The following is a 15,506-nucleotide window of genomic DNA, read 5'->3' as shown; positions in this document are numbered from 1 at the left end:
CTTCAGTTTTAGTATTTTAACAATGTTTTTAAGTCAAAATGCAATGAAATATAAAGTGCTATTATTTTGTGTGATTTTTTTTCAAATGAAAAATCTATATGCGCAAGAAGAAAAAGCGTGGTACGACAAAGATGGCCTTTATTTTGGGCTAGGTACAGGTACGTGGTTTCCAACAAAAAGTACAAATCCTTTAAAAACATCTGTGTTTTTTAACTTTACTACTGATTTAAAAAAAAATGAAAATGCTTTTGGTTTTAGTTTTGACTTGATTTTTTTGAAGACAAAAGAACCTTTGTCGGTTCGTTATAACGAAACAATTATCAATGACAAAAAATCGTATGGTTGCGTAAATATAACATTTGATTATGGTAGAGAGTTTTATCAAACCAATCGTTTTTCTTTTGAAGCAATTACAGGAGTAGGGTATGGAGAAGTAGGTTTTTACAATCCTAATGCAGATATTGATGTAAGTAAAGGAAGTTTTTTAGTAAATCCAGGTGTAAATGTTCGTTACTTAATGGGTAATAAATATTTTTTACAATTTAGATTACAGTACAATATAGCCAATTACAACGATAGGAATAAAGTATTGGAAGATTTAAAAGGACAGTATGTAACGGCAAAAATTATATTTGGTTCGTGTATTAATTAGCTATTAAAGAGTAAAATGAGCAACCTAAAAAAAGCGGTTTTTAATTGGAGTGGAGGTAAAGATTCTGCTTTGGCACTTTATAAAGTTCTGCAAGAAAATGAGTTCGAAGTAGTTTCGTTATTAACAACTATAAACGAAGAAACATTAAAATCATCAGTACACGAAATTCCTTTAGAAATACTAGAAAATCAGGCTAAAAGCATTGGAATTCCACTTTATGTTGTGCCGTTTGATAAAGCGTTAACCAATTACGAAGATAAAATGCGCAAAGCTGTGCATCATTTTAAACAACAAAATGTAGCACATTTTATTTTTGGCGATATTTTTTTGTCTGATATTAAAACGTATCGAGAACAAAAACTAAATCCACTGGGAATTGAAGTTGTAGAACCACTTTGGAATAAAACTTCGCGCGAAGTAATGAGTGAATTTCTAAAATCGGGTATTAAATCAAAAATTATTGTAACCAATGCAGATCAATTAAACAAAACGTTTATAGGCAAAGATTTAGACGAAGAAACGGTAGAATCTTTTCCTACAGATATTGATATTTGTGGCGAAAACGGTGAATATCATACCTTGTCCTATGCGGGGGGCTTGTTTAAAAATCCGGTCGATTTTACTATTTCAAACGTAGTAAAAACTTCTTACGATATTAAGTTAGCTAATGGCGAAACCAAAACGTATAACTATTGGCAAGCGGAGCTTTGCAAAAATAATGACAACTTACATTAATATTTTAAAATATTCGTAATTAGTGATGTTTTTATATATTTACTTGTCATTCAGTATTATATGAATGTTCAGGTTTTACTATACGTTTTGAAGGCAGGAGATTTGAGAAACAAACTGTTAGATAGATTATTGTAAATATTACAACTTATAAGAAAAACAGATAGTCTAAAACTGTTAGAAATCCTTGTTTTTAGCATAAAAAATAATTCCAAAAAATATTTAGATTTCCTCTATGGCAATTGAAAGCATATTAAAAAATGAGCATTGCGAATGGTTAGATGTTGAAATGGCAACTAAAGATGACCTCGCTATGCTACATAGTCGTTATGATATTAACAATCTTCTTTTGGAAGATACTATAGACCCTAATCACTTACCAAAATATGAGGAAGTAGACGGAGTAAAATTCTTTTTGATGCGAGAAAACACCAACTTGGAGCGACAAACATTTAATACAATAAGTGATGTTAGTACCAAGTTGAGTATGTTTGTGTTTCCAAATCTCATCATTACAATCCATCGAATGAAAAGTAAAAGCATTCATGAAGTGATTGAAAAAATTAAAAAGCAACCTAAATTAAAGGAAACAATTACTCCGGATCAACTTGCTTTGAAACTTGCGTTACAAGTTATGAAAACGTATGACGATGAAAGCCTGCATCTAATGGAGGTTCTAGACAATGTAGAGAACGAAATTTTCTTAAAAAACAATAATAAAACAAACCAAATAAGACGTCTTTATAAGCTTAAGCGAATGTCTGGACTCAACACAAGAATCCTAAATATTTCCTCGGAATGGATTAACAAATTTCATGCTTTAAAATTAGAAAACGTTGAAGTGATGGACTTAATCGACAAACAAAAAGATGTTTTGGCAGATTTTGACCATCTTAATGCGCAAACAACCAACTTAATATCAATGTTTTTGGCATTATCAGATCAAAAAGCGAATCAAGTAATGAAGCTTTTAGCGATGTTTTCGGTTTATTTTCTTCCATTAACCTTTATCGCAGGAGTTTATGGGATGAATTTCGACAACATGCCTGAACTTAAATATCCATACGGTTATTATGGAACATTAGGTGTGATGGCACTTATCGTCATTGTGACTTTTATATATTTTAAAAGAAAAAAATGGTAGTTGGTTAATCATGACAGCTTTTAGATTTAAATTGTAAGTTACAGTTTCATTGTGCGTAAATAAAATAGAAGAAATCAATAACAGGCTTAAAATTAACTTGAATATTTAATAAATTTGTTGTTTTAAATAAAAAAGCTTTTTTAGCTCCTAAAATGAAAAAATTGTTGTTTGTAATTACAAACAACAATTAAAAGTTAGAGATTATTAGCATAAACATCAGTGATTTTTTTATTTGAAGCTATTTCCAACTTTCTGCTAAACTTATATTTCACTACGCTACATAAAAGGATACAGCTTCAATCTAGGCTAAAAAAAAGAGGTTGTCCGAAAAGGATAACCTCTTTTAATTTATAAGTTATTTTTTTACAAATTTAATTGTTGATTCAGAATGATCAGCAGCCTCAATCTGCAATAGATAAGTTCCTGAAGTTAAACTTGAAACATCAATTGAATTGATAGATTCGTTACTTGAATAAACTCCAACATTTCTTCCTGACAAATCAAAAACAGATAATTTAATAATATTTAGATCGTAATCAATACTTAACTGTTGACCCACTGGATTTGGATAAACTTGTAATTTACTTTTATTAAGTTCTTTAGTAGAAGTTGTTTTAGAATATTCAACTTTAAAGTTATCAAAAGATAAATCATAATCACCAGTTCCTGAATAAAGTGCATTCCATTTAAATTTTAATTGTGAATTTGATACAATCTTGTTTGCTGGCAAAGTGTATTCAATAGTTTGACAGTTAGTTTGAGGTGTAAAGTTTGTATTATCAACCGTTCCTAAACTTGTCCAATTTGTTCCGTTATCTAATGAATAAAATAAAGAAATTGTTCCAAAACTAGAACTTACAGGAGTTGATGTACCATGTATAAAAGCACGTAATTGGTAACTAACTTTTATTTCAGACGATGTTAGATTTGTGTAAGTTGGAGTTGTTAAAGAAAAATCCTGATTATTAGCATATAAATTCGAAATAACCGATTTTGTATCATTACATCCTTTATGAATATTTGAAACTTTAAAATGAGGAACTTTAAAAGTTTGAATTGTAGTTGTAGTAGTAGTCCAATTAGTTGGTAGTTGATCCAAAGCTGTCGATTCAAAATTTTCAGATTCGATAATTTGTGCATTAGATAAATTTGTTGTCAAAAAAGCAAATAATGCAATTAAAGTAGTTTTTTTCATGATTAATGTTTAAAAATTTTCGGCAATATATTAAAAATAACCATACTTGTTACACTTTTTAAAAAATAAATAAAAAACATATTGTTTAGTATATTTCAAAATTTCTTGTGTATTTCAAGTAATTTGAATATTTATACTGATAATGTTTCTATCAGTTTCTGTAAAGATTTTTAATAATTTACTTTGTATTCTTTTTTAGTTATAGTTAGTACGGCTTGTATGGTCTATGTTTTATTAGTACTCATACTTTTTTATTTAAAATAGGTCTAAATTAATATAGATAAATTATAGCTCAAAATAATTATGGTCAAACGATTGTTTTAAAGTTGTAAAAGATAATGAATCAACTATTTTTTATAGCTTAGTAGCAATATAAAGTGCTAGCAGTAAAAGGAGATGCTTTTTTATAGATGCTAGCTAATTGTTGTTTTATGAAAATTAAATGGACTCCTTTAAAAGTTATAATGGTTATATTTTCAATAGTAATACTTGTAATTTTACTTTTTATACTTGTTTTGTACCTAACAGTAAAAACCAAAACAAGCGATATTAGTAAAGAAAAACCCTTTGTAGAGTGGGTTGGAAAGCCGCTAGAGTTAAAAACAGAAACTTTTTTGGTAAAAGAGGATAAAGCAAATTATGATAATAGTAAATTTCCTTATTTATTAACGGATACTACAAGTTACAATTACGATGATTTAGTACGAAGAAACCAAATTAGAATAGATAAAAGTGAGCCTTGTGATGTTTGCGATATTACTTTTTTAGAAACTTTTCCTGCAGGAACGGTAATTACTTTTCATAAAGCAGTTATTACAATTGGCGGTGTTTCTGGTTCATCAAATCTTATTATGTATGGCACTGTAGAATATCAGAATAAAAAATACGATGTAGGATATTATTGGGGAAGACAAGATCATTCTAAAAGAGCCGATGACTCCGGTTTTGGTATGAAACGCTATTACAAATTTAGCCAGGCGCCTTGGCAAACAGTAGCGGATACAACCAGTTATCTCATTAAAGATGCACAATGGTAACCAAAATAACTACCTATTGTTTTTATAAGCATTCCAATTTTCTTTACTTATTTCATAAACAAAATTTAATTTGGGTTGTTCTTTAAAGTAAGCTACTTCTTGCTCAGCAATTTTTTCTGCTTTTAGGCGAGAGATAGCTATTTGAGAACGAACATTCTCAGCACCAACCTGAAAGTATACTTTTGAAACAAATTGAAAAATGTAATCAAGCATTATGGCTTTTACTTGTTTATTAATTCCTTTACCCCAATAGGCAACTCCGTAAAAAGTATAGCCTATAAGTATACTGTTTTCTTGATGGTTGTAATCGTAAAAACGAGTACTACCTATTACATTATTAGTACTTTTATCTACAATTTTAAAAGCACCTTTACTTTGAAAAGCGCCTTCAAAAAAGCTTTGAAAAACTTCTTTTTCCCAACGATTTTTATTTGGATGTTGTTTCCATATTTCAGGATCACGTGCTACATGATACAATGCATCAAAATCATTTTCATCCAAAGGATAAAGTATCACTTTTTCATTTTCTAATATAGTTTGTATACTGAAATTCATTTTAAATTTATTTTTTAAGTGGATGTGTTTTATCATTTCTTAGTGTAAAGATCGGCTATCAAATGGTATAAGTTGATTTATTTTGTGCTAAATATTTTTAAAATATTAATTGTTTTCATTCCAATAATAATTATCCGGGTAAATTCGTTGCCCAAAAATGGCAGTTCCAACGCGAACAATCGTTGCACCTTCTTCAATTGCAGTTTCTAAATCACCACTCATTCCCATGGAAAGTTCGTTCATTTCAACATTCGGAATATTTTGTTTGATGATTTCTTGTTGAATTGATTTTAGAATTTGGAAACATTTTCGAACTTTTTCGGTTTCCGAACTAAAAAGTCCAATGGTCATTAAACCCTTTATTTTCAATCGATCAAGTTTTTTTATTTGTTGAATCAATTCAATTGTATTTTCGGGTTTAGCGCCAAATTTACTTTCTTCGTTTGATGTATTTACCTGAATTAAAACTTCGATTGTTTTATTTTCTAAAGTTAATCTTTGTTGTAGTTTTTCGGCTAAATCTAATCGATCAACTGATTGAATACAGGATACATCGTATTTTAAAATATCTTTTATTTTGTTGGTTTGCAAATGTCCGATGAAGTGATTTATATGCGGAATATCTTTTAAATCGTCGAACTTTTCTTTTAATTCCTGAACTTTGTTTTCGGCAATTAATGTTTGATTGGCTTGTAACACTACTTTTATTTTTTCGGCTGAAACTGTTTTGGTTGCCAATAACAATTTAACTTCATTAGGATTTCGATTGCTTTTAAGACACGCTTTTTCAATTCGATCTAAAATAACATTCAAATTGTTTAAAATATCATCCTTCATTCAGATTTGTTTTATAGAATTGAGGTCGGAAATGGATTTGAACCACTGTAAAAGGTATTGCGCACCTTTGCCTAACCACTCAGCCATCCGACCTTTTAAGAAAGAAATTGTTTCAATTCGTCAGTTTTATTTTATAAAAACAACCATAAAGCAATTTCTTTTTCAACTTTATTTTTTCCACCAATGATAATAATTGTGTGCTCCGTCGTATTCAAAATCACATCTAGGATATAATTGGTTACCAATATTGTTCATTTTTTCGGTTTCTAACATCAATCCGCAAGCGCCCGTTTCTTCGCACCATTTTTTGCTTCGGTCAATCAACGCAACCGATAATCCTTTGCCTCTGTAATTGGGATGTACAAACAAGTCGCTTAATAAAAATTGCTTTTCTAATTTAGCGTAATGAAACAATTTGTAAAGTTGCACGAAACCAACCGCTTTGTTTTCCCAAAATACTAAAAATATATCAGATTCGCTATTTAAGAATCGTTCTTTCAAGAATTGCTTGCCTTTTTCTACATCCGATGCTTGTCTATAAAAAATGCGGTAAAGATTAAATAATTCGGCTGTTTCGTTTAAATCTTCTAAACTTGCTTTTCTAATTTCGTAATCCATTGTTGTTTTGATGTTTTAAATTGATATGGCAAAAGTATTTTATAAATGGACTATATTTGTAATCCAGATTTTAGTTAATTAGTAGTCCAGTATGTTTCCGTTTGAACACATTATCCAAATTGATAAAACCAGTAAAGTTTCCATTTATAAGCAAATTGCATTTTCTATAATTGATGCAATTAGAAACGGAACTTTAAAAGCAGGAACGCATTTGCCTGGAAGCCGCGAAATGGCTAAAATGGTTGATGTTCATAGAAAAACGGTTATTGCAGCTTATGATGAGTTAAATGCACAAGATTGGATTGTAATTGTTCCCAGAAAATATGTTTCGGTTTCGGATCGTATTCCACTTCTGGAGCCTAAGAAATGGAATGTTTCCAATGCTAAAACATCTTACGAAAATTCTTTTCAGCTTCCGTTCAAATCAATAAATGCTAAAAACAACCTGAATGAATCTTTAGTTTTTCCTGAAATTATTATAAACGATGGACATCCCGATGTACGATTATCACCAATTGATGAGCTTTTAAAAACGTATCGTTCATACACCTCAAAAAATCATTCCATCAAAAATGCACATATAGGAACAGATCAAGGAACTTTGCGATTAAGGGAAGAGTTGGCTGTTTTTTTGGCAGAAACAAGAGGTCTAAATATTTTGCCTCAAAACATATTAATTACCCACGGCGCACAAATGAGTATTTATCTTACTGCGCGATTGTTGTTAAGTTTGGATGCTAAAGTTATTGTGGGCAAACCCAATTATCCTATAGCAAATAATACTTTTTTAGAAGTAGGAGCTAGGCTTGTTGAAATTGCGGTTGATGAAAACGGATTGGATGTAGATGCAATTGAAGAAGTTTGTAAAAAAGAGAAAATTACGGCGGTTTATGTAATTCCGCATCATCATTATCCTACAACGGTTACATTGAGTGTGGAACGCCGAATGAAACTTTTACAGCTTTCGCAACAATATTCATTTGCAATTATTGAGGATGATTACGATTATGACTATCATTACACGTCATCACCTTATTTGCCATTGGCAAGTGCGCATCACAACGGAAATGTTATTTATATTGGCTCTTTTTCTAAGGTTTTAGATCCTTCTTTGCGAATAGGTTTTATGGTGGCACCCGAAAATTTTATTCAACAGTGTGTTGCTCTTCGAAAATTAATTGATGTGGGCGGCGATGGTTATATGCAAAACGCTTTGGCAACGTTAATAAAAAATGGTGAGCTAAAACGACATCTTAAAAAAGCCAAAAAAGTATATCATTTTCGTAGAGATTTTTTAGACGCTTTATTAAAGAATAAATTAGAAAAGTATATTGATTATGCACTTCCTTCTGGTGGAATGGCAATTTGGATACAATTAAAATCAAAATACAAAGTATTGGAATTAACGAAAGTTCCACAATTAAAAATCATGCGTATAGTAGAAGAACAAAATGCCTTCCGATTTGGATTTGCTTCTATGAATGAACAAGAATTAGAAAAATCTATTTTATTGATTGAGAAAAAGTTGCAAGCAATGTAAATTGATAAAAAACTAAAGCAATATCCTATCAAAACGAGCAAAACGATTAGTCAAATTTAATATCTTAAAATAGTGAAAAAATCAGTCTTTTTTTCGTAAATTTGCCACCTGAAAATCTATGACTTATGATGTTAGATCGTTTACAATATGTAAAACAGCGTTTTGATGAGGTTTCTGACTTAATTATTCAGCCAGACATTATTGCTGATCAAAAACGTTACGTACAATTAAACAAAGAATATAAAGACTTAAAAGCCTTGGTTGAAAAACGCGAGGAATATATTAATGTAGTAGGAAATATTGATGAAGCCAAAGAAATAATTGCCGACGGTAGTGATGCCGAAATGGTAGATATGGCTAAAATGCAATTAGATGAAGCACAAACACGTTTACCAGAATTAGAAGATGAAATTAAGTTTATGCTGATTCCTAAAGATCCGGAAGATGCTAAAAACGTAATGGTTGAAATTCGTGCTGGTACAGGTGGTGATGAAGCTTCTATTTTTGCAGGAGATTTATTTCGTATGTATACAAAATTCTGTGAAACTAAAGGTTGGAGAACTTCGGTTGTTGATATGAACGAAGGTACATCGGGTGGTTTTAAAGAGGTAATTTTTGAAGTTACTGGTGAAGATGTTTACGGTACCTTAAAGTTTGAAGCAGGTGTACACCGTGTACAACGTGTACCTCAAACCGAAACGCAAGGTCGTGTACATACATCTGCAGCAACTGTAATGGTTTTGCCTGAGGCGGAGGAGTTTGATGTACAAATTGATATGAACGATGTACGTATTGACTTTTTCTGTTCTTCTGGTCCAGGAGGTCAATCGGTAAATACAACAAAATCAGCAGTTCGTATGACACACATTCCTACAGGTTTGGTGGCGCAATGTCAAGACGAAAAATCACAACATAAAAACAAAGACAAGGCGTTAACCGTTTTACGTTCGCGTTTATATGAAATGGAATTGGCAAAGAAACAAGAAGAAGATGCTAAAAAGCGTAATTCACAGGTTTCATCAGGCGACCGTTCTGCTAAAATTCGCACATACAATTACCCGCAAGGACGTGTAACCGATCACCGTATTGGAATGGACGTTTTTGATATGGATGGTGTTATGAGTGGTAAAATTCAGAAATTTATTGATGAATTACAATTAGTTGCCAATACTGAGAAATTAAAAGAATCTGAAGTATTTTAATTTATTATATTTGTAAAAGCCTCTGAAAAAGAGGCTTTTTTTAATAAATGTGTTATATGATGCAAACGTTTCAAGCTAACAAAGGTAATTTTTGGATATACATTGTATGTTCTTTTTTATTTTTGGTATTTGTGTTAGTAATGAATTACGTAGAGTTTGAAAATTACTGGGTTATAGTTCCTGCAATACTTCCATTGATGCTTTTTGTTTGGACTTACTTTTCAACAAAATACACCGTAAAAGATCATTATTTTCATTACCAATCGGCTTTTTTAAAAGGAAAAATTGATATTAATAAAATAACCAAATTACAACCCAATAAAACCTTATGGTCAGGTGTAAAACCTGCATTAGCAACCAAAGGAATTATTATTAAGTTTGGTTATGATGAAGTATATGTTGCTCCACAAAATAATCAAGATTTAATGAATGCACTTTTACAAATTAATCCTAATATTTTAGTAGAATAAATAATGACAACACAAGAATTACACGAACAAATTCAACGTAAAAAATCATTCCTTTGCATTGGTTTAGATGTTGATTTAAATAAAATTCCTAAACATTTATTAACAACCGAAGATCCTATCTTTGAATTCAATAAAGCTATAATTGATGCAACGCACGATTTGTGTGTATCGTACAAACCTAACACCGCTTTTTACGAAGCTTATGGTATTAAAGGATGGCAATCGTTAGAAAAAACGATCAACTACATCAATAAAAAGCATCCCGAAATATTTACTATTGCCGATGCAAAGCGTGGCGATATTGGAAACACGTCATATATGTATGCAAAGGCTTTTTTCGATGATTTAGCTTTTGATTCGGTTACAGTTGCTCCTTATATGGGAAAAGATTCGGTTGAGCCTTTTTTAGCTTTTGAAAATAAACATACTATTTTATTAGCATTAACTTCAAACGAAGGTGCTTTTGATTTTCAAACCAAATCGGTTGATGGTAAAGAATTGTACAAAACGGTTTTAGAAACGTCTACAAACTGGAAAAATGCGCATAATTTAATGTATGTGGTTGGGGCTACTAAGGCAGAATATCTAACAGGTATTCGTGCAATTGTTCCTAATGCCTTTTTGTTGGTTCCTGGTGTAGGAGCACAAGGAGGTAGCTTAGAAGAAGTTTGTAAATACGGAATGAATAAACAGGTGGGATTATTAATTAATTCATCACGAGGTATTATTTATGCGTCAAACGGAGAAGACTTTGCTAAAGCTGCAAGAAACGAAGCTTTGAAATTGCAAAAAGCAATGGAAATTATTTTAGAAAAAAATTAAAAACATGATTGAAATTACCGACGATTTAGGTGCTGTACATTTTTTTGAAAATACACCAAAACGCATCATTACTTTGGTTCCTTCGTTAACCGAAACCTTGTACGAATTAGGTTTAGAAGAACAAATTATTGGTGTAACCAAGTTTTGCGTGCATCCGTATCATTTAAAATCGGTAAAAATTAATGTAGGCGGTACCAAAAATGTACATATTGAAAAAATAAAGGCGCTAAATCCAGATATAATCATTGCCAATAAAGAAGAGAATACGTTAGATGTAGTAGATAGTTTAAGAGGTATTTGCCCTGTTTTTGTTACAGATATTGTTACGGTAGAAGATACTTTAAAAACCATTAGCGATTTTGGAACGATTTTTAAGCGAACAACTGATGCTAAAAAATGGATTGAAAAAATTGATTTTGCACATAAAGATTTTCAAACATTTATGATTGATAAAGCGTGGCAAAAAGCAGCTTATTTAATTTGGCGCGAGCCTTATATGGCAGCTGGTAGCGATACGTTTATTAATGAAATGTTAAAACTAAATAAATTCGAAAATATTTACGAAAATCTAGAAGGAAGATATCCTGAAGTTGAAATTAGAAAAATGCGTATTCAAGGTGATCCTGAATTGGTTTTTTTATCATCAGAACCTTATCCTTTTAAAGAAGAACACGCTTTTGAAATTGGTAGAGCCACACATCATGCAAAAACAGTATTTGTAGATGGCGAAATGTTTTCTTGGTATGGTACCCGTTTATTTAAAGCGTTTCAATACTTTAAAGCACTTCAAAATCGTATAGCAGAATAATAAAAAAAGACTGAATTTAAATTCAGTCTTTTTTATTCATGTTCTGGCCAAACCAATTTATCGGTATTGTATCCAAAACTTTCAGCTTTTAGTAAAAACAATTGTTTTATTAAATCCGGTATTGTTTTTTCGCGTGATAAAATCCACATATAATCGGTGTTTTTTCCAAAAACAAGCGCGTATTGGTAATCACTTGTAACTTCAACCACATTATATTCATCATAAAAAGGTCCGCAGAAGGAAACTTTTAAAGCACCTGTTTTCTTTATATTTTGTTTGGCTTTTCCTTCCATAATTTCCCATTGCTCTTTTTTAACATTCCAACCCTCGTTTACAACTTTTATAGAGCCATCTCTATTTAAACCATAATGAGCTGTTGTTTTAATAAGGTTTTTCTCCCATTTAAAATCCAATCGGGCAATTTCATACCATCTACCTAAATAGCGGTTTAAATCAAACGGAGTTACAACGGTTACACCGCTTTCTTTTTTGTTTTTAGTAGCCAAATACAGTAAGGCACCTGCTCCTAAAACACCTGCTGCTAATATTGCTTTCTTTTTTCTTTGCATAGTTTTCTTTTAAAGGTACAAAAAAGTGATAAATAATAATGTTGTTTTTTTGCAAAAAGAAAGATAAGAGTTTGTTAGATACAAGACTATATCATATATGTTGTGTAACTTTGTGGAAATTTAATACAAGTGAATAAAGATTTAATTTTACGCGAAAAACTAGCTATTGAGCGTACTTATATGGCAAATCAAACTACATTATTGTCGTTTTTAAGAACATCTATGTACTTCTTTGTAGCAGGTTTATCTATTAATGAATTGTTAGATTTTGATCAAAACCATTTGGTTGCAATTGGTATGTATGTTTTTTCTGTTGTGTTGCTTATTTATGGCTTAGCTCATTTTTTAGTTCAACGCAAATGGATAACTGATCAAAAAAAACATGTTGGCGAATATAAATTAGAATACGAAAAATAAAAAATATGGGAGTTGCCGAATTATTATTAAAAAGAAAACAAGAGCTTGCAGCTAAAAATTTAGCAGATGGAATGTTGTACTTAGAAGCATTTTGCAAGAACGAAAAAGGAATTTTACACGATAGTGGTGTGGCTTATAAAATTGTAAAAGAAGGAGTAGGGGCTAAACCTACACTTACAGATACGGTTACGTGTCATTATCACGGAACCAACATTCAAGGAGGTATTTTTGATAGCTCAGTTGAGCGAGGCGTTCCAGCAACTTTTCAAATTAACAAATTAATAAAAGGTTGGCAAAACATAATGCCTTTGCTTAATGTTGGCTCTAAAGCTATTTTGGTTATTCCAGCACATTTGGCGTATGGCGAAGAACAAAAGTCAAAAGAAATTGGTCCTAATAGTACACTTATTTTTGAAGTAGAATTATTAGAAATTGTATAAAAAAGGGTCAGATTTTTATCTGACCCTTTTTGTTTTATTTTTTATCCTGCATAGCAAAAACCGATTTTAGTAAATTGGTTGATCTTGCTGAAACGTTGGTTCTAATATTTGCCTCTTCTTTTTCAATCATGGTATAAACACCTGTTAAGGCTTGTTGGGTAACATAATCAGTTAAATCTGGGTTAACATCTTTAACCATTGGCAATGCGTTGTATTTTGTTATAATATTGCTCCAAACTTTATCAGCACCCACTTTAGTAAAAGATGATTTAATAACTGGGTTGAATTTATTATACAAAGATGTTTTGGTTGATTTCATTAAATATTGCGTAGCTGCATTTTTATTGCCCATTAAAATATTAGTAGCATCGCTAATTGTCATGCTTGTAATAGCATCAACAAAAATAGGAGTCGCCTCTTTTACAGCATTACTTGCCGCTTTGTTTAACGATTTAATTCCTTCATCAGCTAAACTACCTAAACCAACATCACGCAACGTTTTTTCTACTTTTTGAAGTTCACTTGGTAATCCAATACGTACTAACGAGTTGTTATAAAAACCATCGGTTTTTGTTAAGTTAACCACTTGTTTGTCAATACCTTTTTGTAATGCTTCTTTTAAACCTGAAGCAATTTGAGTTTGCCCTAAAGTAGTGTTTTCTAAAATAGCCGGTAATGAATTGGCAACTTGTTGTAAACCAGTGCAATTTGTTAATCCTAAAGAGATTAAAGCAATAGGAACGATGAATTTTTTCATATTAATTTTGTTTTAAGAAATACTGCTGAAATAGTTTCGCAATAAATCACGGTTTATTTGTGTAGGTGTAAAAATTTCTAAAATTTGGGGTTGATCATTTTTGTTAAATAACAACTTCAATGCCAATTTTAAATCAACTTCATTGGATGCTGTTAAGTAGTTAAAATCAAACATTTTAGCTAAATACTCTGCTGTTAAATGGTGCTGTGTTTCAAAAAATGTATTAAAAGTGGTATCTTCTTTATGTCCAGGTAAAATTCTAAAAATACCTCCACCTGCATTATTTATGATAATGATTTTATAATTTTTTGGAACGTAATTATTCCAAAGTGCATTACTATCATACAAAAAACTAATATCGCCTGTTAGTAATACAGTTGGTTTTTTACTGATAACTGCGGCGCCAATTGATGTAGATGTTGATCCGTCAATGCCGCTTGTTCCTCTATTACAAAAAACATCAATACTACTATGGGTTTCAAATAATTGAGCGTATCTAATAACAGCACTGTTACTTATTTGCAATTGAATGTTTTTAGGTAAAAAATCCCAAATAATTGCAAACGACTTTAAATCTGAAAAAGGAATGTTTTGTAGATAATTATCATGTCCTTTTTTTCTGTTCATCATTATTTGATGGATGGTTTTTGAAAAAGAGCTGTTTTTTATCTGAATATTTTCCTTCATTAAATCAATAAAATAGTTTACAGAACATTCAATATGCTTGGTTAACGCATTAAAAGTGTTGTAAGCTCTTAACACATCAACATGCCAATGATTTTTAGGTGGATAATTTCTAAACATTGCTTTTACACGTTTAGAAACAATCATACCTCCAAAAGTAATCAGTAAATCGGGTTGAAAATCTTTAAAATCAGTTTCGGTAAACGTACTTATTAAGGTGTCTATATTGGATACAATATTAGGGTGATGTACGTTTGAGTTGATTTCGGTTAAAATCACCACATTGGGCAACGATGCTAAAAAATCGATGTTTTCTTGTGAAATGGTATTGGGATCTTGTGATCCAATCAAAACAATAATTTTTGTTGCCTTATTAATAATAGAAAAATCAATTGAAATTTCATTGTTAACTTCTTTTATATCAATTGTTTCTGATAAATTAGGGAGATACGTTAAAGTATCAACAGTGCCATACAACGGTTCTTCAAAAGGAATATTTATATGAACGGGGCCTAGTTTGTTTTGAGCCGTTGCAATAGCTTTAAGTATTAGTTCATCATTTGTAGTGCTAGCTTCATCTAACAAATTGGCATTGAACAAGGAATGATTTTCAAAAACATTTCGCTGACGTATGGTTTGCCCATCACCAATATCAATTTTTGAAGTTGGTCTGTCTGCAGACAAAACAATCAATGGTATTTGACTGTAAAAAGCTTCTGCAACTGCAGGATAATAGTTTAATAAAGCTGAGCCCGAAGTACAAAGCAAAGCAGTTGGTTGTTGTAATTGCTGCGCTATGCCCATGGCAAAAAAAGCAGCACAACGCTCATCAACAATACTGTAACAAGTAAAAAAAGGATCTGAAGAAAAGCCTATTGTTAAAGGCGCATTTCTTGATCCTGGTGATATAATAATATGTTTGATTCCTTTAGCTTTAAATAGTTGTAAAACACTTTGCGCTAAAGGTATTTCAGGATAATTCATTTCTTTGAAATATTTACTCAAAGATACAAACTATCCTAAAATA

The 15,506-nt window shown here is 31.0% G+C and carries 18 protein-coding genes and 1 tRNA gene; 11 read left to right on the top strand and 8 right to left on the bottom strand.

Annotation, left to right across the window (positions count from 1 at the left end):
* Positions 1-85 precede the first annotated feature (85 nt).
* The 3 genes from H1R17_RS11765 to H1R17_RS11755 all read left to right on the top strand — a co-directional run bounded on the left by H1R17_RS11765 (position 86) and on the right by H1R17_RS11755 (position 2,528).
* Positions 86-652, top strand: a complete 567-nt coding sequence (locus H1R17_RS11765; protein WP_163431285.1) for a hypothetical protein — start codon at positions 86-88, stop codon at positions 650-652.
* A gap of 15 nt (positions 653-667) precedes the next feature.
* Positions 668-1,387 (top strand): diphthine--ammonia ligase, encoded by a 720-nt coding sequence (locus H1R17_RS11760; RefSeq protein WP_163431284.1) that lies wholly within the window; start codon positions 668-670, stop codon positions 1,385-1,387.
* Positions 1,388-1,619: 232 nt separating this feature from the next.
* A complete protein-coding gene (locus tag H1R17_RS11755; protein ID WP_163431283.1) occupies positions 1,620-2,528 on the top strand; it encodes a CorA family divalent cation transporter in 909 nt (302 codons plus the stop codon).
* A gap of 355 nt (positions 2,529-2,883) precedes the next feature.
* Here H1R17_RS11755 and H1R17_RS11750 read toward each other — a convergent pair whose 3' ends face one another.
* Entirely contained in the window at positions 2,884-3,723 is an 840-nt protein-coding gene (locus H1R17_RS11750) for a T9SS type A sorting domain-containing protein (protein WP_163431282.1), read from the bottom strand.
* 431 nt (positions 3,724-4,154) lie between these two features.
* Here H1R17_RS11750 and H1R17_RS11745 point away from each other — a divergent pair, with 431 nt between their 5' ends.
* Positions 4,155-4,760 (top strand): hypothetical protein, encoded by a 606-nt coding sequence (locus H1R17_RS11745; protein ID WP_163431281.1) that lies wholly within the window; start codon positions 4,155-4,157, stop codon positions 4,758-4,760.
* Positions 4,761-4,769: 9 nt separating this feature from the next.
* On the opposite strand, the gene H1R17_RS11740 is transcribed toward H1R17_RS11745, so the two are convergent.
* From H1R17_RS11740 to H1R17_RS11725, 4 genes are all read right to left on the bottom strand, one after another.
* The gene (locus tag H1R17_RS11740) at positions 4,770-5,315 is read right to left on the bottom strand and encodes a GNAT family N-acetyltransferase (RefSeq protein WP_163431280.1); all 546 of its coding nucleotides are present in this window, start codon (positions 5,313-5,315) and stop codon (positions 4,770-4,772) included.
* Between the two features lie 105 nt (positions 5,316-5,420).
* The gene (locus H1R17_RS11735) at positions 5,421-6,152 is read right to left on the bottom strand and encodes a YggS family pyridoxal phosphate-dependent enzyme (RefSeq protein ID WP_163431279.1); all 732 of its coding nucleotides are present in this window, start codon (positions 6,150-6,152) and stop codon (positions 5,421-5,423) included.
* 22 nt (positions 6,153-6,174) lie between these two features.
* Positions 6,175-6,245 (bottom strand) — tRNA-Cys (locus H1R17_RS11730).
* Positions 6,246-6,320: 75 nt separating this feature from the next.
* Positions 6,321-6,770, bottom strand: a complete 450-nt coding sequence (locus tag H1R17_RS11725; protein ID WP_163431278.1) for a GNAT family N-acetyltransferase — start codon at positions 6,768-6,770, stop codon at positions 6,321-6,323.
* 91 nt (positions 6,771-6,861) lie between these two features.
* Between H1R17_RS11725 and H1R17_RS11720 the strand changes: the two genes are divergently transcribed.
* The 5 genes from H1R17_RS11720 (at position 6,862) to H1R17_RS11700 (ending at position 11,612) form a co-directional block, all read left to right on the top strand.
* On the top strand, positions 6,862-8,310 hold the full coding sequence (locus H1R17_RS11720) for a PLP-dependent aminotransferase family protein (RefSeq protein ID WP_163431277.1): 1,449 nt from the start codon (positions 6,862-6,864) through the stop codon (positions 8,308-8,310).
* A 128-nt stretch (positions 8,311-8,438) separates the two neighbouring features.
* The gene (gene prfA, locus H1R17_RS11715) at positions 8,439-9,512 is read left to right on the top strand and encodes a peptide chain release factor 1 (RefSeq protein ID WP_163431314.1); all 1,074 of its coding nucleotides are present in this window, start codon (positions 8,439-8,441) and stop codon (positions 9,510-9,512) included.
* A gap of 56 nt (positions 9,513-9,568) precedes the next feature.
* Complete coding sequence (locus H1R17_RS11710; protein ID WP_163431276.1) at positions 9,569-9,982, top strand: PH domain-containing protein; 414 nt, start codon at positions 9,569-9,571, stop codon at positions 9,980-9,982.
* 3 nt (positions 9,983-9,985) lie between these two features.
* On the top strand, positions 9,986-10,804 hold the full coding sequence (gene pyrF / locus H1R17_RS11705; protein WP_163431275.1) for an orotidine-5'-phosphate decarboxylase: 819 nt from the start codon (positions 9,986-9,988) through the stop codon (positions 10,802-10,804).
* A gap of 4 nt (positions 10,805-10,808) precedes the next feature.
* A complete protein-coding gene (locus H1R17_RS11700; RefSeq protein WP_163431274.1) occupies positions 10,809-11,612 on the top strand; it encodes a helical backbone metal receptor in 804 nt (267 codons plus the stop codon).
* A gap of 32 nt (positions 11,613-11,644) precedes the next feature.
* On the opposite strand, the gene H1R17_RS11695 is transcribed toward H1R17_RS11700, so the two are convergent.
* Positions 11,645-12,181 (bottom strand): lipocalin family protein, encoded by a 537-nt coding sequence (locus tag H1R17_RS11695; RefSeq protein ID WP_163431273.1) that lies wholly within the window; start codon positions 12,179-12,181, stop codon positions 11,645-11,647.
* Positions 12,182-12,310: 129 nt separating this feature from the next.
* Between H1R17_RS11695 and H1R17_RS11690 the strand changes: the two genes are divergently transcribed.
* Complete coding sequence (locus tag H1R17_RS11690) at positions 12,311-12,598, top strand: DUF202 domain-containing protein (RefSeq protein ID WP_205600658.1); 288 nt, start codon at positions 12,311-12,313, stop codon at positions 12,596-12,598.
* A 5-nt stretch (positions 12,599-12,603) separates the two neighbouring features.
* The gene (locus tag H1R17_RS11685) at positions 12,604-13,038 is read left to right on the top strand and encodes an FKBP-type peptidyl-prolyl cis-trans isomerase (protein ID WP_163431272.1); all 435 of its coding nucleotides are present in this window, start codon (positions 12,604-12,606) and stop codon (positions 13,036-13,038) included.
* A 34-nt stretch (positions 13,039-13,072) separates the two neighbouring features.
* On the opposite strand, the gene H1R17_RS11680 is transcribed toward H1R17_RS11685, so the two are convergent.
* Together H1R17_RS11680 and menD are read right to left on the bottom strand one after the other, a co-directional pair.
* Positions 13,073-13,795 (bottom strand): DUF4197 domain-containing protein, encoded by a 723-nt coding sequence (locus tag H1R17_RS11680; protein WP_163431271.1) that lies wholly within the window; start codon positions 13,793-13,795, stop codon positions 13,073-13,075.
* Positions 13,796-13,807: 12 nt separating this feature from the next.
* Positions 13,808-15,463 (bottom strand): 2-succinyl-5-enolpyruvyl-6-hydroxy-3-cyclohexene-1-carboxylic-acid synthase, encoded by a 1,656-nt coding sequence (gene menD, locus H1R17_RS11675; protein WP_163431270.1) that lies wholly within the window; start codon positions 15,461-15,463, stop codon positions 13,808-13,810.
* Between the last annotated feature and the right edge of the window lie 43 nt (positions 15,464-15,506).

Source organism: Flavobacterium sp. xlx-214 (genome assembly GCF_013874595.1).
GTDB lineage: Bacteria > Bacteroidota > Bacteroidia > Flavobacteriales > Flavobacteriaceae > Flavobacterium.
The sequence above is the reverse complement of the archived record's forward strand: the minus strand, read 5'-3'. Positions and strand labels throughout refer to the sequence as shown.

Excerpts from the sequence above, each read along its gene's own strand:
- H1R17_RS11765 (WP_163431285.1), top strand. The coding sequence starts at position 86 with ATGAAAAATCTATATGCGCAAGAAGAAAAAGCGTGGTACGACAAAGAT.
- H1R17_RS11760 (WP_163431284.1), top strand. The coding sequence starts at position 668 with ATGAGCAACCTAAAAAAAGCGGTTTTTAATTGGAGTGGAGGTAAAGAT.
- H1R17_RS11755 (WP_163431283.1), top strand. The coding sequence starts at position 1,620 with ATGGCAATTGAAAGCATATTAAAAAATGAGCATTGCGAATGGTTAGAT.
- H1R17_RS11750 (WP_163431282.1), bottom strand. The coding sequence starts at position 3,723 with ATGAAAAAAACTACTTTAATTGCATTATTTGCTTTTTTGACAACAAAT.
- H1R17_RS11745 (WP_163431281.1), top strand. The coding sequence starts at position 4,155 with ATGAAAATTAAATGGACTCCTTTAAAAGTTATAATGGTTATATTTTCA.
- H1R17_RS11740 (WP_163431280.1), bottom strand. The coding sequence starts at position 5,315 with ATGAATTTCAGTATACAAACTATATTAGAAAATGAAAAAGTGATACTT.
- H1R17_RS11735 (WP_163431279.1), bottom strand. The coding sequence starts at position 6,152 with ATGAAGGATGATATTTTAAACAATTTGAATGTTATTTTAGATCGAATT.
- H1R17_RS11725 (WP_163431278.1), bottom strand. The coding sequence starts at position 6,770 with ATGGATTACGAAATTAGAAAAGCAAGTTTAGAAGATTTAAACGAAACA.
- H1R17_RS11720 (WP_163431277.1), top strand. The coding sequence starts at position 6,862 with ATGTTTCCGTTTGAACACATTATCCAAATTGATAAAACCAGTAAAGTT.
- prfA (WP_163431314.1), top strand. The coding sequence starts at position 8,439 with ATGTTAGATCGTTTACAATATGTAAAACAGCGTTTTGATGAGGTTTCT.
- H1R17_RS11710 (WP_163431276.1), top strand. The coding sequence starts at position 9,569 with ATGATGCAAACGTTTCAAGCTAACAAAGGTAATTTTTGGATATACATT.
- pyrF (WP_163431275.1), top strand. The coding sequence starts at position 9,986 with ATGACAACACAAGAATTACACGAACAAATTCAACGTAAAAAATCATTC.
- H1R17_RS11700 (WP_163431274.1), top strand. The coding sequence starts at position 10,809 with ATGATTGAAATTACCGACGATTTAGGTGCTGTACATTTTTTTGAAAAT.
- H1R17_RS11695 (WP_163431273.1), bottom strand. The coding sequence starts at position 12,181 with ATGCAAAGAAAAAAGAAAGCAATATTAGCAGCAGGTGTTTTAGGAGCA.
- H1R17_RS11685 (WP_163431272.1), top strand. The coding sequence starts at position 12,604 with ATGGGAGTTGCCGAATTATTATTAAAAAGAAAACAAGAGCTTGCAGCT.
- H1R17_RS11680 (WP_163431271.1), bottom strand. The coding sequence starts at position 13,795 with ATGAAAAAATTCATCGTTCCTATTGCTTTAATCTCTTTAGGATTAACA.
- menD (WP_163431270.1), bottom strand. The coding sequence starts at position 15,463 with ATGAATTATCCTGAAATACCTTTAGCGCAAAGTGTTTTACAACTATTT.